The 24,282-nt window shown below is 47.4% G+C and carries 22 protein-coding genes and 1 other annotated feature; all 22 genes read left to right on the forward strand.

Annotated features, from left to right (window positions below; all coding sequences use genetic code 11):
• Nucleotides 1-3 precede the first annotated feature (3 nt).
• The 22 genes from HFE01_RS14165 to ileS all read left to right on the forward strand — a co-directional run bounded on the left by HFE01_RS14165 (nucleotide 4) and on the right by ileS (nucleotide 24,244).
• Nucleotides 4-1,491, forward strand: coding sequence for a UDP-N-acetylmuramoyl-L-alanyl-D-glutamate--2,6-diaminopimelate ligase (locus HFE01_RS14165; RefSeq protein WP_167438389.1), 1,488 nt, complete (start codon nucleotides 4-6; stop codon nucleotides 1,489-1,491).
• Nucleotides 1,491-2,894, forward strand: coding sequence for a UDP-N-acetylmuramoyl-tripeptide--D-alanyl-D-alanine ligase (locus HFE01_RS14170; RefSeq protein WP_167438416.1), 1,404 nt, complete (start codon nucleotides 1,491-1,493; stop codon nucleotides 2,892-2,894). Before HFE01_RS14165 ends, HFE01_RS14170 begins: the two co-directional genes overlap by 1 nt.
• 22 nt (nucleotides 2,895-2,916) lie before the next feature.
• Nucleotides 2,917-3,885, forward strand: a complete 969-nt coding sequence (gene mraY / locus HFE01_RS14175) for a phospho-N-acetylmuramoyl-pentapeptide-transferase (protein WP_013372092.1) — start codon at nucleotides 2,917-2,919, stop codon at nucleotides 3,883-3,885.
• Nucleotides 3,886-3,889: 4 nt separating this feature from the next.
• Nucleotides 3,890-5,311: a UDP-N-acetylmuramoyl-L-alanine--D-glutamate ligase gene (gene murD / locus HFE01_RS14180; protein WP_123797397.1), complete on the forward strand. Its 1,422-nt coding sequence runs from the start codon at nucleotides 3,890-3,892 to the stop codon at nucleotides 5,309-5,311.
• 49 nt (nucleotides 5,312-5,360) lie between these two features.
• Nucleotides 5,361-6,458, forward strand: coding sequence for a stage V sporulation protein E (spoVE, locus tag HFE01_RS14185; protein WP_013372090.1), 1,098 nt, complete (start codon nucleotides 5,361-5,363; stop codon nucleotides 6,456-6,458).
• A 6-nt stretch (nucleotides 6,459-6,464) separates the two neighbouring features.
• Nucleotides 6,465-7,574 (forward strand): undecaprenyldiphospho-muramoylpentapeptide beta-N-acetylglucosaminyltransferase, encoded by a 1,110-nt coding sequence (gene murG, locus HFE01_RS14190; RefSeq protein ID WP_167438388.1) that lies wholly within the window; start codon nucleotides 6,465-6,467, stop codon nucleotides 7,572-7,574.
• Nucleotides 7,575-7,720: 146 nt separating this feature from the next.
• The gene (murB, locus tag HFE01_RS14195) at nucleotides 7,721-8,626 is read left to right on the forward strand and encodes a UDP-N-acetylmuramate dehydrogenase (protein ID WP_016821542.1); all 906 of its coding nucleotides are present in this window, start codon (nucleotides 7,721-7,723) and stop codon (nucleotides 8,624-8,626) included.
• Nucleotides 8,616-9,926 (forward strand): UDP-N-acetylglucosamine 1-carboxyvinyltransferase, encoded by a 1,311-nt coding sequence (murA, locus tag HFE01_RS14200; RefSeq protein ID WP_013372087.1) that lies wholly within the window; start codon nucleotides 8,616-8,618, stop codon nucleotides 9,924-9,926. Before murB ends, murA begins: the two co-directional genes overlap by 11 nt.
• A 56-nt stretch (nucleotides 9,927-9,982) precedes the next feature.
• Nucleotides 9,983-10,747: a cell division protein FtsQ/DivIB gene (locus HFE01_RS14205; RefSeq protein WP_017428129.1), complete on the forward strand. Its 765-nt coding sequence runs from the start codon at nucleotides 9,983-9,985 to the stop codon at nucleotides 10,745-10,747.
• 199 nt (nucleotides 10,748-10,946) lie between these two features.
• Entirely contained in the window at nucleotides 10,947-12,218 is a 1,272-nt protein-coding gene (gene ftsA / locus HFE01_RS14210; RefSeq protein WP_016821540.1) for a cell division protein FtsA, read from the forward strand.
• A 67-nt stretch (nucleotides 12,219-12,285) separates the two neighbouring features.
• Nucleotides 12,286-13,410, forward strand: coding sequence for a cell division protein FtsZ (gene ftsZ, locus HFE01_RS14215; protein ID WP_013372084.1), 1,125 nt, complete (start codon nucleotides 12,286-12,288; stop codon nucleotides 13,408-13,410).
• A 191-nt stretch (nucleotides 13,411-13,601) separates the two neighbouring features.
• Nucleotides 13,602-14,588 (forward strand): sigma-E processing peptidase SpoIIGA, encoded by a 987-nt coding sequence (gene spoIIGA / locus HFE01_RS14220; protein WP_017428128.1) that lies wholly within the window; start codon nucleotides 13,602-13,604, stop codon nucleotides 14,586-14,588.
• 104 nt (nucleotides 14,589-14,692) lie between these two features.
• On the forward strand, nucleotides 14,693-15,433 hold the full coding sequence (gene sigE, locus HFE01_RS14225) for an RNA polymerase sporulation sigma factor SigE (RefSeq protein WP_013372081.1): 741 nt from the start codon (nucleotides 14,693-14,695) through the stop codon (nucleotides 15,431-15,433).
• 96 nt (nucleotides 15,434-15,529) lie between these two features.
• Nucleotides 15,530-16,312 carry an RNA polymerase sporulation sigma factor SigG gene (gene sigG / locus HFE01_RS14230; RefSeq protein ID WP_013372080.1) on the forward strand — a complete coding sequence of 261 codons (783 nt, stop codon included), beginning with the start codon at nucleotides 15,530-15,532 and terminating at the stop codon, nucleotides 16,310-16,312.
• Nucleotides 16,313-16,424: 112 nt separating this feature from the next.
• Nucleotides 16,425-16,769, forward strand: coding sequence for a YlmC/YmxH family sporulation protein (locus tag HFE01_RS14235; RefSeq protein ID WP_172494067.1), 345 nt, complete (start codon nucleotides 16,425-16,427; stop codon nucleotides 16,767-16,769).
• An 82-nt stretch (nucleotides 16,770-16,851) separates the two neighbouring features.
• The gene (gene pgeF, locus HFE01_RS14240; protein WP_029515133.1) at nucleotides 16,852-17,736 is read left to right on the forward strand and encodes a peptidoglycan editing factor PgeF; all 885 of its coding nucleotides are present in this window, start codon (nucleotides 16,852-16,854) and stop codon (nucleotides 17,734-17,736) included.
• Nucleotides 17,737-17,744: 8 nt separating this feature from the next.
• Nucleotides 17,745-18,446, forward strand: coding sequence for a YggS family pyridoxal phosphate-dependent enzyme (locus HFE01_RS14245; RefSeq protein WP_017428126.1), 702 nt, complete (start codon nucleotides 17,745-17,747; stop codon nucleotides 18,444-18,446).
• The gene (locus HFE01_RS14250; protein WP_013372076.1) at nucleotides 18,437-18,889 is read left to right on the forward strand and encodes a cell division protein SepF; all 453 of its coding nucleotides are present in this window, start codon (nucleotides 18,437-18,439) and stop codon (nucleotides 18,887-18,889) included. The genes HFE01_RS14245 and HFE01_RS14250 overlap by 10 nt, the downstream gene beginning before the upstream one ends.
• Before the next feature lie 7 nt (nucleotides 18,890-18,896).
• The gene (locus tag HFE01_RS14255) at nucleotides 18,897-19,154 is read left to right on the forward strand and encodes a YggT family protein (RefSeq protein WP_013372075.1); all 258 of its coding nucleotides are present in this window, start codon (nucleotides 18,897-18,899) and stop codon (nucleotides 19,152-19,154) included.
• Nucleotides 19,155-19,162: 8 nt separating this feature from the next.
• Nucleotides 19,163-19,945, forward strand: a complete 783-nt coding sequence (locus tag HFE01_RS14260) for a YlmH family RNA-binding protein (RefSeq protein ID WP_017428125.1) — start codon at nucleotides 19,163-19,165, stop codon at nucleotides 19,943-19,945.
• A gap of 172 nt (nucleotides 19,946-20,117) precedes the next feature.
• Nucleotides 20,118-20,627: a DivIVA domain-containing protein gene (locus HFE01_RS14265; protein WP_013311075.1), complete on the forward strand. Its 510-nt coding sequence runs from the start codon at nucleotides 20,118-20,120 to the stop codon at nucleotides 20,625-20,627.
• Between the two features lie 170 nt (nucleotides 20,628-20,797).
• Nucleotides 20,798-21,076 (forward strand) — a binding site (T-box leader).
• A 78-nt stretch (nucleotides 21,077-21,154) separates the two neighbouring features.
• Nucleotides 21,155-24,244, forward strand: a complete 3,090-nt coding sequence (ileS, locus tag HFE01_RS14270; protein ID WP_016821534.1) for an isoleucine--tRNA ligase — start codon at nucleotides 21,155-21,157, stop codon at nucleotides 24,242-24,244.
• Nucleotides 24,245-24,282: the final 38 nt, after the last annotated feature.

A 24,282-nucleotide genomic window follows, 5' to 3' on the forward strand; every position in this document is an offset into this window, starting at 1 on the left:
AAGATGCAGCTTCAACAATTGGCTTCACTGCTGGCCGTTTCCCGAGTGGTGGGTGACGGTACAGTGGATTGCCGAGGAATCGGGGCGGATTCACGTCGTGTCCAGCCGGGAGACTTATTTCTGTGCTTGCCTGGTTTTACAGTGGACGGACATGACTATGCTGGGCAGGCCGTTGCGTCTGGGGCGGCGGCTTTGGTCGTAGAGAGAGAACTGGATGTGCCTGTCCCGCAGCTTGTCGTTAAGGATGCGCGACATGCCATGGCGGTTTTGGCGGATTATATGTTTGATTCGCCAAGCCGCCGTATGCGTATGATCGGCATAACCGGAACGAACGGGAAAACAACGATAACATACCTGATTGAAAAAATTATGAAGGACGCCGGGGTGAATACCGGGCTGATTGGTACGATTCAAATGCGTTATAACGGCCAGTCTTACCCTATGTCCGGCACTACGCCCGAAGCGGTAGAACTGCAACGTTATCTCGGAAATATGGCAGAGCAAGGAGTTCAATGCTGTGTCATGGAGGTATCCTCACATGCGTTGGAGCAGGGCCGTGTCAAAGGAACAGATTTTCGTACCGCTATATTTACAAACCTAACGCAGGACCATTTGGACTATCACAACACGATGGAGGAGTACCGCGCTGCCAAGGGACTTTTGTTTTCCAGATTGGGAAATGCCTTCTCGCGTGATGCATCCAATAGTAAATATGCTGTTCTGAATGCAGACGATCCGGCCTCTTCCTATTTGCAGGCTCAAACAGCGGCCCAAGTGATTACCTACGGCGTGGAAAAGGATTCGGATGTGCAAGCGTCTCGTATCACTATAAGTGCCAAGGGAACATCCTTCCATGTCTCCACTTTTAAAGGAGATACTGATATTGAGCTTCGGATGGTAGGCAAGTTTAATGTGTACAACGCACTAGCAGCCATTTCAGCTGCTTTGCTGGAAGGAATCTCGTTGGTGGATATCAAGCGGAGTCTGGAATCTATCGCAGGCGTAGATGGGCGCGTAGAGCCTGTTGATGCGGGTCAACCCTTTGCTGTAATCGTTGATTATGCCCATACGCCAGACGGATTGGAAAATGTCCTTCGTACCGTAAAGGAATTTGCGATTGGTAAAGTATGGTGTGTATTTGGATGCGGCGGAGATCGGGATCGTACGAAACGTCCGTTGATGGGGAAAATTGCTGCACGATACAGCGATCATTCGTTTATTACATCCGACAATCCGCGAACAGAAGACCCGATATTGATTTTGAAAGACATCGAACAAGGGTTGATTGATGAAGGTGTACCTGCCGAACGTTATGAACTGATCGTGGATCGCAGAACTGCAATTCATAAAGCTGTTGAAATGGCAAGCCCTGACGATGTAGTATTGATTGCGGGAAAAGGTCACGAGACTTACCAGTTAATCGGAAAAACGGTGCATGAATTCGATGATCGCATCGTAGCCAAAGAAGCGATAAGGGGTTTATCCAAGTGATGAAAAGAACAATCGGTCAGATTGCATCCATGTGTGGAGGAACACTTCACGCAGAGGCGGACGCTGGACGGATGGTTGAGGGCGTTTTTACAGACTCACGCAGGCCGCAGAGTCTGGGACTGTTCGTTCCACTCGCGGGTGAACGATTTGATGGACATCATTATGTTCAGCAGATCGTAAGCGAGGGAGGGGCAACAGCATATTTATGGCAAAAGGATCATGGAACACCTCCGTCCGTCAATGCTATTGAGGTCGAGGATACGTTAGAAGCCCTTCAGCATCTAGCGGCCGCATACTTGCGCGAAACTGACGTTTCTGTCGTCGGAATCACGGGAAGCAACGGTAAGACGACGACGAAAGATATTGTAAATGCTCTATTGGGCACGACTTTTAAAGTACACAAAACCGAAGGAAATTATAACAATCATATCGGGTTGCCTTTAACAGTACTGTCCATGCCGCAGGATACAGATATCCTGATTCTGGAGATGGGCATGAGTGGACGCGGGGAAATCCGTCTGTTGGCTAATATTGCCCAGCCAGATGTAGCTGTCATAACTAACATTGGCGAATCGCATTTACTTCAGCTTGGTTCTCGCACTGAAATTGCTCGTGCAAAGCTGGAAATTGCAAGTGGGATTAAACCTGGTGGATTGCTTATTTATAATGGGGATGAACCACTACTTCCACAAGTGTTGGCAGAACCTGAAACGGTCAAGCCTGAAGGATTAAAATTATTCACGTTCGGGTTAGCTGCGGACAATGATGATTATCCAATTGAAATCACTTCGGATGAAGAAGGTAGCTCATTCATAACAGCCCAATCCGGCCAAGAGGCTTTCCGGCTTCCCTTGCTTGGACAGCACAATGTTGTAAACGGGTTGGCAGCGCTGGCGGTAGCACGTCATTTCAATGTGGATGTAGACCATATACGTAAAGGATTGTCGTCTTTAAAGCTGACGGGCATGCGCATTGAGGTCGTGAAGTGTTCGGATGGACTTACCGTGCTAAATGACGCTTACAATGCCAGTCCTGCTTCAATGAAGGCTGCAATTCAGACGTTGTCTGCATATCAAACGGGTGGACGTAAAATTGCCGTGCTTGGGGATATGCTGGAGCTGGGCGCTGAGGAAACGCAATTTCATGAGGAAATTGGGCGTTTTGCTGCAAAGCATAACATAGAGGCACTGTTTACCTATGGTGCGTTAGGTGCTTCGATTGCGCAGGGTGCGCAAGGAACAATGCCAACTGCTAACGTACACGCTTATACAGATAAGCAAAAGCTGATCCAGCATTTGCGGTCTTATCTCCATGCCGATGATATTGTGCTGGTTAAGGCATCCAGAGGGATGCGATTAGAAGAAATTGTGGATGCGCTGAAAAACGGTCCGCTACAGAACTGATGTTGACGAGAGGGAGACTCCCATGGATATTCAATTATTACTGCTGACGATCGTCGTATCGTTTATACTGGCGGTCATTGCCGCTCCACTGCTCATTCCGCTGCTGCGGCGAATGAAATTCGGCCAGCAGGTCCGGGATGACGGGCCACAAAGCCATCTTAAAAAGATTGGTACGCCTACAATGGGCGGTATCGTAATCTTGCTGGCTTTTACGCTGACCTTTCTTAAGTTTTCAGCTATCAAAAATACGGACTTTTACGTTCTACTGGTTGCTACGCTCGGTTTTGGGCTGATCGGCTTTTTGGACGACTATATTAAAATCGTATTCAAACGCTCGCTCGGTCTGACGGCGCGTCAAAAGCTGTTCGGGCAGTTATTGTTTGGCGCGATTATGTGCTGGCTTCTGATTAGCAATGATCACAGCACGGCGATCGGTATCCCAGGCACCTCATGGTCATTTGATTGGGGCGGCTGGTTCTATTATCCGTTCATTATTATCATGATGTTGGCGATCAGCAACGCTGTCAATTTTACAGATGGGCTGGACGGGCTGCTGTCCGGTACAAGTGCGATTGCATTTGCTGCTTATGCCATTGTGGCGATTCAAGCAACCTCGCTTCCGGCTGCCGTTTGCGCAGCGGCCATGATTGGTGCTGTACTTGGTTTTCTCGTATATAATGCTCATCCTGCCAAGGTATTTATGGGAGACACAGGCTCGCTGGGAATCGGCGGAGCCATTGGTGCCATTGCCATTGTTACGAAAAGCGAAATTTTGTTCCTCATCATCGGTGGTGTATTCGTGATTGAAATGCTGTCCGTGGTCTTGCAGGTAGCTTCCTTTAAAACCCGTGGCAAGCGTATTTTCAAAATGAGCCCGATTCATCATCATTTCGAGCTGTCCGGCTGGTCCGAATGGCGCGTAGTTATCACATTCTGGGCTGTAGGACTGCTGTTGGCAGGACTCGGACTTTATCTCAACAAGGGGTTGTAGACAAATGAATCATCCAGACGCATACCGAGATCAGGAAGTCGTCATTATCGGTCTGGCCAAAAGCGGCGTACAAGTGGCCAAGGTGCTACATCAGGCCGGGGCAAAGCTCACAGTCAATGATAAAAAAGATAGGGAACAATGTCCCGAAGCTTCTGAATTAGAGGCTTTGGGAATTTCCGTTTTATGCGGGGGTCACCCGGAAGGGCTGATTCACCCTGGAGTGAAACTGGTTGTCAAAAATCCAGGAATTCCTTACACGGCCCCTCCCGTACAGAAAGCTGTCGAGCTCGGCATTGAGGTCGTGACCGAGGTTGAGGTCGCCTACCATCTATGTAAAGCTCCGATTATCGGAATTACTGGCTCCAACGGAAAGACGACCACGACCACTTGGGTGGGCAAGTTGTTGGAGGCATCCGGCATGAATCCGATCGTGGCTGGTAATATCGGTACGCCGTTATGCGAGGCGGCTGTGGACGCCAAGTCGGACGAGTGGATGGTTGTGGAGCTGAGCAGCTTTCAGTTAAAAGGAACAAAGGATTTCAAGCCCGCTGTAGCCTGCTTGCTCAATGTAGCTGAGACCCATTTGGACTACCACGGAGGCATGGAGGACTATGTTGCATCCAAGGCACGTCTATTTGCCAATCAAACAGCCTCGGATACCGCGGTGGTGAACTGGGATGATCCTGTCTGCCGGGAACTTGTGCCCTATATTCAAGCGAAGCAGCTTCCTTTCTCAATGACGGAACGTTTGCAGGAAGGGGTGTTCGCTGACCCGCCATACATACCGGATGTAACGGATGATATTGAAAGAAACATCGTATACCGTGATGGAAATGGGGTACTGCAACCCATTATAGGCGTGAACGATATTGGGCTTCCGGGTCGTTTTAACGTAGAAAATGCTCTAGCTGCTTGCGCAATCGCCATAGCCGCAGGCGCAGAACCAGCAAAATTGGTGGAACCATTAAGCTCTTTTCGCGGTGTAGAACATCGGCTTGAATATGTTTTAGAACACGGTGGAGTAGCTTATTACAACAATTCCAAAGCAACCAATTCCAAAGCGACAATGATGGCCTTATCTTCCTTTAAGCAACCCATCGTACTCATTGCTGGAGGATTGGACCGTGGCTCTGATTATGCGGAGCTTGTACCGTCCTTGCAGGAAGGTGTGAAAGCCGTTGTGCTCTTGGGTGAGACACGGGATAAGCTGGCAGATCGGGCCCGTCAGGCTGGAATAGAGCATGTCAAGGTCGTCGATAATGGGGAGGATGCCGCCGCTACGCTCGTGGAGGCTGTAAACAAGGCAGCTGAATTTGCTGAGACGGGAGATGTGGTATTACTCTCACCCGCCTGTGCAAGTTGGGATATGTTCCAATCCTATGAAGAGCGTGGACGTATTTTTAAAGAGGCGGCGCATAAATTGTAAGTAGGGGGGTTGGATAAGCCCCTACTTTTATGCAAGGGGTGGCCTCCTGATGAAGCAATCTCGTCCGGCGCCAGATATATGGCTTTTCGTCTGTATTGTAAGCTTGTTAGCCATCGGCATGGTTATGGTATACAGCGCGGGCGCCGTCCTCGCTTTTCACGAGTACGGGGACTCCTACTATTTTGTTAAACGACAATTGTTGTTTGCGGGGCTCGGCCTTGTAGCCATGTACTTTACGGCCAGAACGGACTATCGGATTTGGCAGAAATATGCCAAGGTCGTATTGTTGATCTGTTTGGCTCTACTGGTTGCCGTTTTAATTCCTGGCATTGGTGTAGTAAGAGGTGGAGCACGAAGCTGGCTTGGTATTAGCTCTTTTGGCATTCAGCCTTCCGAGTTTATGAAGCTGGGTATGATTCTTTTTCTGTCTCAATGGCTCAGTCGTCCTGACTATGATATTAGCTCTTTTACGCGCGGGCTGTTGCCTCCGCTTGGGCTCATGGGACTGGCCTTTGGGCTCATCATGCTCCAGCCCGATTTGGGCACAGGCACCGTAATGATGGGAGCATCCATGTTGATCGTATTTACGGCAGGCGCGCGTATGAAGCATCTGGGTCTACTGGCCTTGTCGGGGGCAGCGGGGTTTGCTGCACTGATTGCAGCTGCTCCTTATCGACTCCAGCGTATTACCGCATTTCTGGATCCTTGGTCTGATCCGCTTGGTGCGGGTTATCAAATTATTCAATCGCTATATGCTATTGGTCCTGGCGGATTGGCGGGCCTGGGGCTTGGCATGAGTCGGCAAAAATACAGCTACGTTCCTGAGCCACAGACGGACTTTATCTTCTCTATACTGGCGGAGGAGCTTGGTTTTATCGGTGGAATGACGGTACTGGGGCTTTTTTTGGTCCTTGTTTGGAGAGGGATGCGTGTCGCTATTACCATCCCGGATACCTATGGCAGTTTGCTTGCAGTCGGTATTGTCGGAATGGTGGCGGTACAGGTCGTTATTAATATTGGTGTTGTTATCGGTTTAATGCCAGTGACAGGAATAACACTGCCCTTAATCAGCTATGGAGGTTCTTCACTGACCTTAATGTTAACTGCTCTGGGTATTTTATTAAATTTATCACGTTATGCGAGGTGAACGTTTATGCGCGTCGTGTTGAGCGGCGGCGGTACTGGAGGACATATATATCCAGCACTGGCCGTAGCCAGACAGTGCGAAGAAATAGATCCGGACGCTGAATTTTTATACATTGGCGGTCAACGAGGACTTGAAAGTAAATTGGTTCCTCAGGAAAAAATTCCATTTGAGGCTATTGATATCACAGGATTTCGTCGCAGCTTGTCTGTGGAAAATATAAAAACGATCATGCGCTTTTTCAAAGGAGTTCGCAGGTCCAAAGCATTATTAAAGAAATTTAAGCCAGATATCGTGATTGGCACCGGGGGATATGTATGCGGCCCTGTCGTTTATGCAGCTTCCAAGTTGGGAATACCCAGCATTATTCATGAACAAAATGCAATTCCTGGGTTGACCAATGCATTTTTGAGTCGCTATGTGGATACAGTGGCTGTTAGCTTTGAAGGTTCGGAAGGAGCTTTTCCCAAAGCTAAAAATGTACTATACACTGGGAACCCGCGTGCTACAACAGTTCGTCTGGCTAACCGGGATCGGGGATTTGCAACTATAGGGGTTCCGATGAACAGCTCTGTGGTCCTGGTGGTTGGCGGCAGCAGAGGGGCAAAGGCCATTAACGATGCCATGATTGCAATGGTTCCGCAACTTTCGCAACTGAAAGACGTCCATTTTGTATATGTAACCGGCGAATCTTATTATGAGCAAACGCTGGACAGCATACGAAATCAGATCGGCTCATTGCCCAATCATCTACACGTGCTCCCCTATATTCACAATATGCCTGAGGTGCTGGCTTGTACCTCTTTAATTGTTAATCGTGCAGGTGCCTCCTTCTTGGCAGAGATTACATCGCTCGGCATTCCGTCCATTCTGATTCCATCACCGAATGTGACGAACAACCATCAGGAGGCTAATGCTCGTACACTTGAAAAGGCAGGGGCTTCTGTCATGATCACAGAAAAGGAATTAAGTGGCCCGGCTCTGTTTCAATCTATAGTGGAAATTATGAAGGATGAGGCAAGGCGGAGCCAAATGGCGGAGCTGGCATCTGCGCTTGGCAAGCCTGACTCAGCAGATATTTTAGTAAAAGAAATGGAGCGTCTTGCCCATAATAGGTAGTCCGCAGCGCAGATTTGGGCGGTTGTCACACACTGGACGGTATTTACATAGGATACCCTATAGATTGTGACCATCACCCAGGCTGCCGGTTGTTAGGTGAGAGCCTTATAACGATGCGGGGCAAGCAACAAGGAGGTTTCAGTACAATGCAGCAATGGATGCCATTATTAGCGGAGCATGATATCGGAAAAGTGCTGGAGCATGAGCCGCTGTCCAAATATACGACCTGGAAGATCGGAGGCCCTGCCGATGCTCTTGTGATCCCGGATACCAAAGAGCAGTTGGCAAGGATTTTGAAGCTGGCTAGCGAGCACGGAATTCCCTGGATGCAGTTGGGGCGGGGCTCCAACATGCTCGTCTCTGATAAAGGGATTCGGGGACTGGTGATCAAGCTTGGACCAGGATTTGATTATGTTCGTTTTGAGGATGAACAGATCGTTGCTGGTGGAGGCGTTTCACTGGTTAAACTATGTGTTATGGCTAGCAAGCAGGGTCTGTCAGGCCTTGAGTTTGCTGGTGGTATTCCAGGATCGGTCGGTGGGGCTGTCTACATGAACGCCGGTGCCCACGGGTCTGATGTGTCACGAATATTCCAGTCCGCTGAGATTGTGCTGGATACAGGGGAATTGGCTGTGTACAATGCCGAGGATATGCACTTTAGCTATCGTCACTCCGTGCTGCATGAGCAACGTGGAATGGTGACAGAGGCAGTGTTCCAGATGAAGCGGGGGGACCGAGAGGAAATCTCAACAGCACTTGCGGCTTTTAAAGACCGCCGTAGGCTGACCCAGCCGCTACAGTTAGCTTGTGCAGGAAGCGTGTTCCGTAATCCACCAGGAGACTATGCTGCCCGGCTTATTGAAAGCGCAGGTCTCAAAGGTTTGAAGGCGGGAGGCGCTGAGGTATCAGTACAGCATGCTAATTTCATTGTAAATACCGGTCAAGCGACAGCAGAGGACGTGCTTACCCTAATGAAGCATATTCAAAGTACAATATCATCTCAAACCGGCATCAAGCTAATTCCGGAGGTTTTCGTAGTGGGTGAGCGGTAAACTCGGAGGTGATACATTGGACAAATTGGTGATTGAGGGAGGCCGTCCCCTGTCAGGCACCATACGTATCCATGGGGCAAAAAATGCGGCACTACCTATTCTTGCAGCAAGTTTGCTTGCACAAGGTAAGGTGGAAATTCGGAATGTCCCCCATCTTTTAGACATTAAGGTCATGCTGCACATCCTAGAAAGACTTGGTTGCACATGCCGACATGAAGAGGAAACGGTATATGTGGATACATCGTCCGTCCGAACGTTCCAAATTCCTGAGGATTTGATGAAGCAAATGCGGTCATCTATCTTTCTAATGGGACCGTTGCTCGCTAGATACGGAGAAGTTTCCATTTATCAGCCCGGAGGCTGCGCCATAGGCGAGCGCAAAATTGATCTTCACCTGGAGGGCTTAAAAGCTCTTGGCGCAGAGATCGAGGAGAAAGACGAGCAAATTACGTTTCGAGCCCGTAAGCTGATCGGCTCGGACATCCACATGGATTTTCCGAGCGTAGGCGCAACAGAAAATATTATGATGGCTGCCGCGCTGGCCGAAGGACGAACAACGATTACCAATGCAGCGAGGGAACCAGAGATTCAGGATCTTCAAAACTTTCTGAATGCCATGGGAGCCCATATAATCGGTGCTGGAACAGACACAATTACAATCACGGGGGTCAGCCAACTCAATCCTTGTACGTATGAGGTCATTCCTGACCGCATAGTAGCTGGAACGGTTATGATTGCAGCGGCAGCTACACGAGGTAGTGTGTCATTGACACACTGCAATCCTTCCCACTTGTCTGCTCTGATTCACGTCCTCAGGCGGGCTGGTGTTCAAATTGGCATCTTGAATGATATAATGACCGTAAGTTGTATGAGTCGTCCCAAAGCAGTGGAGAGGATCGTTACCTCACCTTATCCGTCATTTCCGACGGATTTGCAATCTCAGGTCATGGTTCTATTATCTTTGGCGGACGGCTTCAGTGTCATGAAAGAGACTGTCTTCGAAAGCCGTTTTAAACATGTAGATGAACTGAATGTAATGGGTGCTGATATTACGGTCGATGCGAATGCTGCTTTTATAAGAGGGGTTTCTCGTCTGTACGGGGCTACAGTAGAGGCTACCGATCTGCGGGCAGGGGCTGCACTAGTTATAGCCGGTCTAGCCGCTCAGGGACGTACCATTGTCGAGCAGGTTCATCACATTGACAGAGGATATGACCGGATCGAACGTCTTTTCCAGGGATTGGGTGCCCGAATGAGCCGTCAGTCTCCGGTGCCCGAGCAGCTGGATTTCGTAAATTAATGCCTATAATGTCCCTCCGTTAACGGGGGGACAAAGGGCTTTTGTGGAGAGAAGCTATGCCAAATGCTCAAATACCTGTTCTTAAAAAGAACAGAACGAAAAAAAGAACAAGCCGGAAGATTGCTATTCTTCTCATTTTGTTGTTTATTGTACTGCTCGCTGTTCTCTTTTTCCGTTCTTCGTTGAGTCAGGTTTCTGAAATTCGTTTTGATGGTAATGTATTTTCGACCCGGGAGCAACTTCTCAATCGAAGTGGTCTCGCTGTCGGAGATCAATATTTCGGAGTCAGTGCTTCCGACGTCTCTGAGAAGCTGCGGGAAATTCAGTCGATTCAGCAAGTCACAGTGGACAAGCAGTTTCCGGGCATCATTACGATTCACATTAAGGAGTTTGCTACAGTAGCTTACGAGTTACAAAGTGACGGTAGCCTGCGTGCTATTCTAGCAAATGGGACAAGCGTGGGCGTAGGTAGCAGTGGGATAGCGGTTGAAAAGCCTATTTTGACTAAATGGAAATCAGATGATCCCTACAAAGCGAAGCTGTGTGATGCTTTATCACGCATTCCGGGAGAATGGACAGCTGATATTTCGGAAATCATTCCGGCGCCGATTCCTTCTTTTCCAGACCGTATAAAAATGTACACGCGTTCCCAGTTTGAGGTTATTACAACTGTTTCACTGTTGAACTCTAAAATCAGCTATCTGAACCAGGTGCTAGAAACAGAAGAGCCTGGTGTGATCACAATGCTGGAGGCGGATTCCTACGTTCCATTTAAACCCGATACGAGCGAAGAGGGCCAAGAAAAAGATACTACTCAGTGATGTGAAAAAATGCTAGAATTGATTTTATGGGTAATAGACTTGCCTCCTTCTTTTTTCTTCAAATTTTTATGTGACTGCAACCATAAATTGGCTTCTAAAAAATTTGTAGAAAAAAGAGGGAAAGCATGGAGTATGTTGAATATGTACAGAGTGTGTTTAAAGAACGAAATTCATTTTGGAGTCAGGAGGTGCCACAGACTTGAGCAACAATGACATCATTGTTAGTTTGGACATCGGTACATCCAAAGTTCGGGCTATTATTGGGGAAATGAATAATGGAACCTTTAATATTATTGGAGTTGGATCTGCCGACTCGGAAGGGATTCGCAAAGGTGCAATTGTAGACATTGATCAAACCGTGCAATCAATCCGTAACGCCGTGGATCACGCAGAACGCATGGTTGGTATTCAAATAACAGAAGTGTATGTGGGGATCTCAGGCAACCATATTGGTCTGCAAAATAGTCATGGCGTAGTAGCCGTGTCCAACGAGGACCGTGAAATCGGTGAGGAGGACATTGAACGTGTACTGAAGGCAGCAGAAGTAATTGCCGTACCACCGGAGAGAGAAATCATTGACGTGGTAGCCAAGCAGTATGTCGTGGATGGCCTTGAAGGAATTCAGGACCCTCGTGGTATGATCGGTGTTCGTCTCGAAGTAGAGGCTACGATTGTTACTGGAGGCAAAACCCCAATACATAATCTGTTGCGCTGCGTTGAGAAAGCTGGCCTGAGGATTAAAGATCTCGTCTTGTTGCCTCTCGGAGCTGGACAGTTGTCTCTTTCGAAGGATGAAAAGGTGATGGGTTCCGTGCTGGTGGATATTGGTGCAGGTTCTACGAATGTGGCCATTTTCCAGGAAGGAACGATTGTTGCCACATCAACACTCCCAATCGGCGGAGAATTTGTAACCAATGATATTGCCTACGGACTGAGAACCCTTACCGATCAAGCCGAAAAAGTTAAACTCAAATACGGCTGCGCTTGGTATGATGATGCAGCAGCCGATGTCGTCTTTAAAGTGACCCGTATCGGCAGTAATGTAGATAAGGAGTTCAACCAACAGGATTTGGCTGCTATTATTGAGCCGAGGGTACAGGAAATTTTTCAACTCATTCAGGCGGAAGTTAAGCGCTTGGGTTACACAGAGCTTCCGGGGGGTTATATACTTACCGGAGGCACCGTCTCCATGCCTGGTGTACTTCAGGTGGCACAAAGCGAACTGGCCGCTTCCGTAAGGATCGCTGTACCTGATTTTATCGGTGTAAGGGATCCGGGATACACGAGCGGAGTTGGTATCTTGCATAATGCTATTCGTTACTATCGCGGGAGATCGACTAGTGTTAGCAACAGTGGCGGTAGTACCAAGAAGCCGACTAACCGAACCAAGAGCAGCAGTCCCGTTGCGGAAGGCGAGCAGAAGCAGGGGTTGATTGAACGCTTAAAAAATATGTTCAGTGAATTTATATAACGTTCATTGCTAATTATGCCAATCATGGACGGGCCATCCATGCACATTGAGGGGGAGATGGAATAGTATGTTGGAATTTGATTTTGAAATGGAGAGCTTGGCTCAAATTAAAGTGATCGGCGTCGGAGGCGGCGGCAGCAATGCAGTTAACCGAATGATCGAAAATGGAGTTCAGGGTGTAGAGTTTATTACTGTCAATACAGATGCCCAGGCGCTTCACTTGGCGAAGTCTGAGCATAAGCTTCAAATTGGCGATAAGCTGACTCGTGGTTTGGGTGCCGGGGCTAACCCTGACGTGGGTAAAAAAGCGGCTGAAGAGTCGCGTGAGCTCATTATGAATACGCTCAAAGGCGCGGATATGGTATTCGTAACTGCGGGAATGGGTGGCGGTACAGGAACCGGAGCGGCCCCTGTCATTGCTGAAATTGCTAAGGAGTGCGGTGCGCTGACTGTAGGCGTGGTAACCCGACCATTCACATTTGAAGGGCGTAAACGCTCCAATCAAGCTGAACTTGGCATTGAGGGATTGAAAGAAAAAGTAGATACCTTGATTGTAATCCCGAATGATCGCTTGCTTGAGATTGTGGATAAGAAAACCCCGATGCTGGAAGCATTCCGTGAAGCAGATAATGTTCTGCGTCAGGCCGTACAAGGTATTTCGGATTTGATCGCTGTACCGGGTCTGATCAATCTTGACTTCGCTGACGTAAAAACGATCATGACGGAGCGTGGTTCCGCGTTGATGGGGATTGGCGAAGCGACGGGTGAAAATCGTGCGGCTGAAGCAGCGCGCAAGGCTATCATGAGTCCGTTGCTAGAGACATCCATAGAAGGTGCGCGTGGTGTCATTATGAACATCACTGGCGGCACCAATTTGTCTCTATACGAAGTCAATGAGGCGGCTGAAATTGTAACATCAGCTTCCGATCCGGAAGTGAACATGATTTTCGGTGCTATCATTGATGAAGACTTGAAAGAAGAGATTAAGGTTACCGTGATCGCCACTGGTTTTGAAGGTAAGCCGAGCCAACCAGCACCGGGACGTAGACCAGCAGCTAACCCAGCGGCTTCCGAAGCAACGGAAAAGTCCTCTCCTAACTTGCGTCCATTCGGTAACACTCAAAGCAGTGACCAATTGGATATTCCGACATTCTTACGTAACCGTTCACGCAATAATAATAACGATAACTAGTTTATATCTAGACAGCCCGCATCCTCCTTGGAGATGCGGGCTTCTTTCTGTTTTCTTCGCATCCCGCACGGCCAGTGCTTCTCCTCTTTCCGACAAAATTAGTCGGACACCGTCCCCACCGTTAGACAGACTTTGAACCATATGACTACTATACTTAAGCCTATCCTGCAAAATGCTGGGCGGGTGAATCCTTGGTTGTTTATATCGATTTAATTTTCTTGGCCAATTTGTTCATTGATGCTGTGTTGCTAATGGCCACCGCCTGGATGAGAAAGATTCGTCCAGTGTGGTGGCGATTGATGACTTCAGCTGGAATTGGCGCAATGTACGTAGTCATGATGTTTGTGCCGGAACTGTCATTTTTATTTACGTTTCTAATCAAGCTGGCCTTATCGGTCATCATGCTGCTGGTGGCCTTTGGTTTTGGCAGCATGCAAAAGTATCTTCGTACAATGGGTGCCTTTTACATGATCAATTTTGTGGCAGCAGGTGGCATTTTGGGGATGCATTATTTTCTCCAAAATACGGGGGAATTGTTTAATGGCATCTGGTATACCGCTTCAGGTGGAATGTCTTTTGAATTGAAAATCGCATTCTGGTTTATTTTATGCGCATTTGGCGGAGTGATGCTTTTCTTTCGTATTGTGCAGTCCTCGAAGCAACGCACAGAAAGGATGAGTGGCTTTTTGGGGCAAGTACAGGTGTGGATCGGGCAGGATCATATTGAGTGTACAGGCTTGTTGGATACAGGTAACCAACTGCATGATCCTTTGACCCGAACCCCAGTAATGGTGATGGAGGCGGTTTTGTGGGAATCGTATTTACCCGCTTCCTGGCTCCAAAAATGTTCTGAGGGTAATGCTGATCAACTAGTGATGGATCTGGGGGAGGAACCGTTCAACTGGCAGGATCGTGTTCGTCTCGTTCCCTATCGTGGAATTAACAAAAGTCATTCCTTTATGCTCGCACTCAAACCAGATCGAGTAGAGGTGGTGATGAATGGGATTCATTTTGTACATCATCGAGTGCTGATTGGCTTGGACGGGGGAAAGTTGTCGGCAGAGGGCAAATACCGTGCCATCATCCATCCAGATGTGACGGCACACGAAGAGGGGGGTGCTGATTCAAGCTTGAAACGAGAAGCATATGCTAGTGATCATTTTACAGAATCAGGATAATGGAGAAGAGTACAGGACAAGGTTTAAAGACGAGGAGAAACATTCGATGCTGAAATGGACGGAGCCAGTAAGACTTGTACTATTTCCAAAAGGGGGAGAATGATATGAGGGAACAAATGAATTTAAAGATGAAATTTAGGCTAGCATGGCAACTGCAATATTATCGTATTTTATTTTTATTCGGGCTGAAAAGTGAAGAAATTTATTATATTGGCGGTAGCGAGGCGCTCCCCCCTCCATTAACAAGAGACGAGGAAGAGTATTTGCTTGGAAAGCTTTCTTCTGGAGATGCGGCAGTGAGGTCGATGCTAATTGAGAGAAACTTGCGGTTAGTCGTGTATATCGCCCGTAAATTTGAAAATACGGGAATCAACATTGAGGATCTCGTATCCATCGGTGCTATTGGGCTGATCAAAGCGGTGAACACTTTTGATCCAGAGAAGAAAATCAAACTTGCCACTTATGCATCTCGATGCATTGAAAATGAGATTTTAATGTATTTGCGTCGTAATAGCAAAACGAGAACGGAGGTTTCTTTTGATGAGCCTCTGAATATCGATTGGGATGGTAATGAGTTGTTGCTTTCCGATGTGATGGGCACGGAAAATGATACCATTTACCGTAATATTGAGGAGCAAGTAGATCGTAAATTATTGCATAAGGCACTGGATAAGTTGACGGATCGAGAGCGTTTGATTATGGAACTGCGCTTCGGCTTACAAGACGGAGAAGAGAAGACACAGAAGGATGTTGCTGACCTGCTGGGTATATCGCAATCGTATATTTCGCGTCTGGAAAAACGAATTATAAAGCGCTTACGAAAAGAATTCAATAAAATGGTATAATGCTTGGGGATATCCGGAAGCGATGGAAACGGCGAATAAAAAAATGCCCTCAGGAGATAATGTACATTAATGTTGCTCCTTGGGAGGTAAGACACGATGACCCGAAACAAAGTGGAAATTTGCGGTGTGGATACCGCCAAACTGCCGGTATTAACCAATGCAGAGATGCGCGAGCTGTTCACATCACTTCAGCAAAATAATGAACGATCAGCCAGAGAAAAATTGGTCAACGGCAATCTCCGGCTCGTCCTGAGTGTGATTCAGCGTTTTAACAATCGGGGGGAGTTTGTGGACGATTTGTTCCAGGTAGGATGCATCGGCCTGATGAAGGCGATTGATAATTTTGACCTTTCGCAAAACGTAAAGTTCTCCACTTATGCGGTGCCGATGATCATCGGAGAGATCCGCCGTTATTTGCGGGATAACAATCCGATCCGTGTGTCCCGTTCGTTGCGGGATATTGCATATAAGGCGCTTCAGGTGCGGGACAGTCTGACAAATCTGAACTCGCGGGAACCAACGATTTTTGAAATATCAGAGGTGCTGAACGTGCCTAAAGAAGATGTTGTGTTCGCATTGGATGCGATTCAGGATCCAGTTTCGCTGTTCGAGCCGATATATCACGACGGGGGCGACCCAATCTATGTGATGGATCAGATCAGTGATGACAGAAATAAAGACGTCTCATGGATTGAGGAAATCGCTCTCCGGGAAGCGATGCATCGCCTGGGCCAGCGTGAAAAGATGATATTGTCTATGCGTTTTTATGAAGGAAAGACGCAAATGGAGGTTGCCGACGAAATCGGTATCTCTCAAGCCCAGGTTTCGAGATTAGAGAAGTCGGCTATACAGCAAATGCAAAAACATGTAAAGTCCTAATGAAATGAATGCTTGAATGATTCAGTGATAAAAACGATCCCGTGCGGATCGTTTTTGCGTTTGCAGGACATTTTTTGGGCTCTCCCACTCATATAGTGAAATAAAGGATGTGATGCGTGTGAATGCACCGGAAACGTCAGTAAGAGCCATGAAAATTTCCGAGTTTCAAACCAAGGATGTCATTAACATTGTAGATGGACGACGTCTAGGACAAATCAGTGATCTGGAGATTGACGTACGACAAGGGAAAATTGAAGCTATCGTGGTTCCGGGCAGCAGCCGATTCATGGGTTGGTTTGGAGGGGGAAGCGAATTGGTTATTCCGTGGCGCAACATTGTGAAAATTGGTTCGGATGTTGTGCTTGTTCGACTGGAGGGATTGCATGAGCCACCGGATGAGAGAGAGCAAAAGTCTTATATCGAACGTCAGGAACGGAATGACCGACGGGGCTTTTGAACAGCAAGTACACGTAATTTAGTATGTTGTGAAGACACAGCGGCGGCTTTTTGGTACACTGGGCAGTAGAGGTGAGAACGAAATGGAACCGTTTATAGTGAATACCGAGGCTAGAGGGACTACGCCCATGCAAGATGGCGGACGTCCCGTGCCAGAGTTGTTATATATCCAATCTTGGGAGCGGCAGGTTCAGGGATTAACAGTGGGGTTTACAGGGCGTCATGGCGGTGTCAGCGAAGCGCCATACGATAGTTTGAACTGTGCGTTTCATGTAGGGGATGACCCGGAGAAAGTCATTCGCAACCGCCAATTAATTGCTGAGCAGCTTGGTTTTGCGGCTGAAGCGTGGACTTGCGGCGAACAGGTCCACGGTAATCATGTTGCTGTTGTCCACGCTGCTGATCGTGGGCGAGGCTTTATGAATCGTGCATCAGCTTTTCAGGACACAGATGGACTTGTGACGAATATACCAGGCATTTTGCTGACGTCCTTTTATGCGGACTGTGTACCCTTATATTTTTGTGATCCCGTGCATCGTGTGATTGGATTGGCGCATGCAGGCTGGAAGGGAACAGTTGCGGAGATTGCGTTGAAAATGGTACAGACCATGCAAACTGAATATGGATCTCAGCCGTCCGATATACTAGCAGCTATTGGTCCTTCTATTGGTCCTGAATCCTATGAGGTAGATGAGCATGTGATGAACCAAATTCGGGTTTTAGAGCATGATTGCCCGGGTAATGATAAATGGGAAGGTTCTGTTTATTTCCCCTTAACCGGTGGAAAAACACTACTCGACTTGAAACAATGCAATCGACACATTATGATGAAAGCAGGAATATTGCCGAGCCATATCGAATGTACTACCTTGTGCACGAGTAGCCGCAGCGATTTATTTTTTTCATATCGCAAGGAAGGCGGCGTTACAGGAAGAATGGCGAGTTGGATTGGTCTGGAAGAGAGGTGAGTCCTCCCGTGTCTTTGGAGGAACGAATTAAAGAAGTTAACGCCCGTATCGAAGCGGCATGTGCCCGTAGCGGACGTTCGCGTGATGAAGTAAATGTGATCGCTGTCACGAAATATGTTTCGGCGGCGGCAATGGCATCCGTATTGGATAACGACTTGGAGCATGTGGGCGAAAATCGCTGGCAGGATGCTGCGGATAAATGGAGCAAGTTGGGTGATCGGGGAACGTGGCATTTTATTGGTCATCTCCAAACGAATAAGGTTAAAGATGTAATTGGAAAATTTAAATTTATACATTCGCTTGATCGCTTATCGCTTGCTCAGGAATTGGACAAGAAGGCAGCCGCTTTGGGACTGCGAGTCAAAGCTTTTGTGCAAGTCAATATTTCTGGGGAAATTTCAAAATACGGCTTATCCTCCGAGGCAGTTGCCCCTTTCCTAGAGCAAATTCGCGAGTTGGAACATGTGGATGTAATCGGCCTGATGACCATGGCTCCTCATGAGGAAAACCCAGAACATACTCGACCTGTGTTTCGGGGATTACGTGAACTGCGTGATCGGTTAAATGGACAAGCTTTGACTAGAGAACCTATCGTTCACTTGTCTATGGGGATGTCCAATGATTTTGAAGTGGCGGTTGAAGAAGGAGCGACCTGGTTGCGGCTTGGTTCCGTACTGGTCGGACGAGAGGAGGATTTTCAGTGGGCGTAATGAATAAGTTCATGAACTTTCTGGGCCTTCAGGAAGAAGAGGAAGTTATAGAGCGAGAGGTTATGAATACGCCGGAAGATCAAGAAATTGAAACCCCAAGCTTTGATAAACGTAAGAACCAGAAGGGCACGAATGTTGTCAGCATCCATTCACAAAAAAATGTGAAAGTTGTTCTGTATGAGCCGCGTTCTTACGATGAAGCACAGGAAATCGCCGACCATATCCGTTCCCACCGCACCGTCGTGGTTAACCTGCAACGAATTCGCAAGGATCAGGCGCTACGCATCATTGATTTTTTGAGTGGCACTGTGTATGCACTGAGTGGCGGCATTTCGAAGGTCGGTAACAATATTTTTCTGTGCACACCGGATACGGTTGAAATTCAAGGCTCCATTACGGAGATACTGGCTGACACTGAACAAGAACTTAACAGAATGAGGTGAGCTTTTCTTGATCGAGGTAATTTACTGGCTATTTCAGATTTATTCGTACATGATCATTGCATATGTCCTGCTGTCATGGCTTCCTAATGCCAGAGAGAGTGTGATCGGTGATTTACTTGCCAGGTTTGTGGAGCCATATTTGTCTCCTTTCCGCAGGTTTATACCGCCAATCTTCGGGATGATTGATATTTCACCTATCGTAGCGCTGATTGCTCTGCGTTTTGCATCGTACGGTTTGATTTCTTTAATCGGCAATTTCGTCTAGGAGGATTTATGCGGACTGAGATTTATGAGCATTTTCACCCGGATGAACGGGATTATGTGGATCGTGCTTCCGAATGGATCAGTCATGCGGGAGCTTATCATGAGCAGAAGCTGACTGATTTTTTGGATCCGCGGCAACAGTACATATTGGAGACACTTGCTTCGAAGGAAGACAAGGTCACGATTAGGGTAGATGGCGGATACATGGCTTCGGAACGAAAGCGGGCGCTGATTGCGCCCGATTATTCGTATTTGGACGATGAGGAAATGGGAATTCAGGTCCTTTCCATCACTTCTGATGATCATAAAATCAATACCCTTGAGCACGGTGATTATCTAGGTGCCATTTTGGGGCTTGGAATCAAGCGTGGCAAAATCGGCGACATTCATGTGCTGGATGATGGGTGTCATGTATTGGTGGCGTCAGAGATTGGAGATTTTATGACCATGCATTTGCAGCAGGTACATCGTGTTCATGTATGGACAGAACTGTTGCCAGTAGCAAGTCTCCGAACGAAGGAAGTCGCATTAGAGGCGATGGATCTGACGGTGGCTTCTTTGCGCCTGGACGGGATTGCTAGTGACGTCTACAAATTGAGCCGCAGTAAAATATTAACACCGATTCGAGCGGGACGATGTCGGGTAAACTGGAAGGTGGAGGAGAATCCATCGACTTCACTTAAAGTTGGGGACGTTATTTCCATGCAGGGATTTGGGCGTTTTAAAGTGCTTGAAACAGACGGGATGACAAAAAAGGGTAGATTCCGTGTCAAAATTGGTAAGTTTGTATAGCTGAAGGCAGGATTCATGAGATTTCTGTCGAAAGAATTAACCTATAGCGTTGAACTGGAACGATTTTGCTCTGTACAGTATTCACAAAACGGGGTATGATGACCGATAGATGATATTGAGCGTCGTGACGCGGAAAATGAATTTTTTGTCAATCTTATAGGAGGTGGACGGCATGCCATTAACGCCATTGGATATACATAATAAGGAATTTGCCCGCCGGCTTCGCGGTTATGACGAGGATCAGGTTAATGAATTTTTGGATCAGGTGATCAAGGACTACGAGGGCGTTATCCGTGAAAATAAAGAATTGAGCACCCAGTTGTTGAACGTACAGGAGAAGCTCGATCATTTCGCGACGATTGAGGATACACTGAGCAAGACAATTATTGTCGCGCAGGAAGCAGCTGATGAAGTTCGCAACAACGCCAAGAAAGAATCTCAACTGATCGTGAAGGAAGCGGAAAAAAATGCGGATCGTATTGTGAATGAAGCATTGTCCAAATCCCGTAAAATCGCGTTGGAGGTTGAAGAGCTGAAAAAACAGGCTTCAATTTACCGAGCACGGTTTCGTACATTGGTGGAAGCGCAGCTCGACTTGTTAAGCCAAGATGGCTGGGAAGCACTTGAAAACCGTGAACGCGAAGTGCTGGAGCGCGAGCGTGAAATGAAAGAAATTTACTAATTTTGATTTCTGACAAGCTTTTATTAGGTCTTGTTAGGGTTGACTTTTATCTTTAAACAGGCTATAACTGTAAATACTATACTGAATTCAACGATTATCCGTCTATCGGTTGATGGTTGTTATTCAAGGCAACGATGTTGCTGATTTAAGATTTCGATGAATTTAACATGTTTAATTCGTTGATGGGAACGAGTATGTCATGATTTGTCCCTCAGAGAGTTGGCCTACCGGTGCAAGCCAACGTTCAGAACATGACTGAAGATCCTCCCGGAGAAGTGAGCTGAAGCGCTTAAACTTAGGGCGTGTGTAAGCAATCACCGTTTGCCATGCGTTATAATGGCGCCCTGCTGAAGTAGAGTAGGGCTCAGAGAGTCGTGACAAGATCGTCTTTTTAGATTGGTCTATTTACGGAATCAGGGTGGTAACGCGAGCACAGTCTCGTCCCTTTTACAGGGATGGGGCTTTTTTTGTTGCTTTTTTAAGTGCGCTAGAACAATCAATGATGAGCAGAGAGGAAGTATAACGTTATGAACAGAGTGGATGTTAAAGAAAAAGCACGGTCACGTGACCTACGCATCCTGAGCAAATGGAAACAGGAGGACACATTCCGTAAATCCATTACCAATCGTGAAGGAAAGCCCAATTTTGTGTTTTATGAGGGCCCACCAACAGCTAACGGCAAACCACACATCGGTCATGTGCTGGGTCGCGTAATTAAGGATTTCGTCGGCCGCTATCAGACTATGAAGGGATATCGTGTCGTACGGAAGGCGGGTTGGGATACGCATGGCCTGCCGGTGGAACTGGGTGTGCAAAAGCAACTGGGGATCTCCCACAAACCTGAAATTGAAGAATATGGTGTTGAGAAATTTATTAAAAAATGTAAAGCGAGCGTGTTTGAATACGAGCAGCAATGGCGCGATTTAACCGAAGCGATCGGATACTGGACAGACCTTGATCACCCGTACATTACCTTGGACAATAACTATATCGAGAGCGTATGGAACATTTTGGCGACGATTCATGAGAAAGACCTGCTGTATCGTGGTCATCGTGTGAGTCCGTATTGCCCGGATTGTCAGACGACGCTAAGTTCCCATGAAGTAGCACAGGGCTACAAAGATGTAAAGGATCTGAGTGCCACGGCCAAATTCAAGCTGCATAGCAGTGGTGAATATGTACTGGCCTGGACGACAACACCTTGGACCTTGCCGAGCCACGTGGCGCTCGCTGTCAACCCTGAGCTGGAATACGCACGTGTGAAGCAAGAAGATGGTGTATACATCGTTGCTAAAAATCTGGTTGAGACCGTAATTAAAGGTGATCATGAAGTGATTGGCACACTATCGGGTTCTGAACTGGTAGGCCAAACCTATACCCCGCCATTTACTTATTTTCAGGTGGAAAAGGGTAACCAAATTCTGGGTGCGAAGTTCGTAACAGACTCCAGCGGTACAGGTATCGTTCATATGGCTCCGGCACATGGTGAGGATGACTATCGCGTATGTCGTGAAAATGGTGTTGGGTTTATCAACGTAGTGGATCTTCAAGGTAACTATGTAGCTGAAATCACTGATTTTGCAGGCCGTTTTGTGAAAGATTGCGATGTAGATATTGTGAAAATGCTATCCGAAAAAGGTTTGCTGTACAGCAAGGAAAAATACGAGCATAGCTATCCGTTCTGCTGGCGCTGCGATACTCCATTACTGTACTATGCTATGGACAGCTGGTTTATCAAAACAACTGCGATCAAGGATCAACTGATTGCCAACAACAGCGAAGTTGAATGGTACCCAGGTCATGTACGCGAAGGACGCTTTGGCAAGTTTTTGGAGGAACTGGTGGACTGGAACATCAGTCGTGATCGCTATTGGGGTACACCGCTTAATATCTGGGTTTGTGAGGAAACTGGAGAACAGTTCGCACCCCACAGTATTGCTGAGTTGAGAGAACGTGCGATTGGGGACGTGCCGGCGGATATCGAGCTACACAAACCATATGTAGATGATATCAAGGTTCGTAGCCAATGCGGTAAATACGAAATGACTCGCACACCGGAAGTCATCGACGTATGGTTCGATAGCGGTTCTATGCCGTTTGCACAGCATCATTATCCTTTTGAGAATAATGAAACGTTCGAGCAGCAATTTCCAGCAGATATGATCTGTGAAGGGATTGACCAGACTCGTGGCTGGTTCTATAGCTTGCTTGCGGTTTCGACTATGCTGACTGGCAAAGCTCCTTACAAAGCTGTCATGGCAACAGGCCATGTACTGGATGAGCAGGGTCAGAAAATGTCCAAATCGAAGGGCAATGTTATCGATCCGTGGGAAGTAATTGACGAGTACGGTACAGACGCTTTCCGCTGGGCATTGCTCTCCGATAGCGCACCATGGAATAGCAAACGTTTTTCCAAAGGCATCGTAGGCGAAGCTAAATCGAAGCTGGTAGATACGCTTGTCAATACACACGCATTTCTGACCTTGTATGCGGATATTGACGGATTTGATCCGGCACAGCATCCGTTCAAGCCATCGGCACACAAATTGGATCGCTGGATTTTGTCCCGTCTGAACAGCTTAATTTTGGTTGTGGACAAAGCATTGTCTGTCAATGACTTCCTGAACTCTGCCAAAGCGATTGAGTCGTTTGTGGATGAACTGAGTAACTGGTATATCCGTCGTTCACGTGATCGATTCTGGGGTAACGGGCTTACAGAAGATAAGCTGGATGCGTACCGCACACTGACGGAGGTGCTGTTAACGACGGCGAAGCTGCTTGCACCGTTCACACCGCTGCTTGCTGAGGATATTTACCTCAACCTGAGCAATGGGGAAAGTGTTCATCTGGATGACTATCCGTCTGCCAATGAATCCTTAATTGATCTGGAACTGGAGCGAGATATGGAAACGGCACGTCGCGTCGTTGAATTAGCACGTAATGTCCGTAACGAAACGGGTTTGAAAACACGTCAACCGTTGTCTGAGTTGATTCTGTCTATGGATCAGGATTTTGACCTGGGTGGCTATGAGGAAATTATCAAAGATGAGATCAATGTGAAGCATATTCATGTTGAGACGGACGATAGCGGATTTGTAGATTTTACATTGAAGCTGAATTTGAAAGTGGCAGGCAAGAAATACGGCAAAAATGTCGGATTCCTACAAAATCTTTTCAAGGGAATGTCTGCTGAAGAAACTCGTTCTGTTGTAGAAAAAGGGGTACTGAACGTGGCTTCTCCAGAAGGAGAAGAGTTGCAAGTTACAGCTGAGGAATTGCTGGTGGAGAAAAAAGCGAAAGAAGGCTTCGCTTCTGCTTCTGGCTATGGCTTAACGGTAGCGTTGAACACAGACATTACACCGGAGCTTGAGCAAGAGGGCTGGGTACGTGAAGTGGTTCGTGCGGTACAAGACTACCGCAAAAAGCTGGATCTGCCGATTGAAAAGTATGTAGCATTGACGTTGGATGTAGACAACGACTTGCGTCAGGCGATCGAAAGCTTCGACTCTGTGTTGCGTGAGAACGTATTGGTAACCACGGTGACATTTGGTCAAGCCGAACCAGCGGAACATGTAGAAGTGAATGGCAAAACGATCGGCGTTCATATTGGGGAATAATTACAAGCCCCCTGTCCCATAATACAATAACAGGCAGC

It is taken from the genome of Paenibacillus sp. EKM10P, from assembly GCF_011800655.1.
Taxonomy (GTDB): Bacteria; Bacillota; Bacilli; order Paenibacillales; family Paenibacillaceae; genus Paenibacillus; species Paenibacillus polymyxa.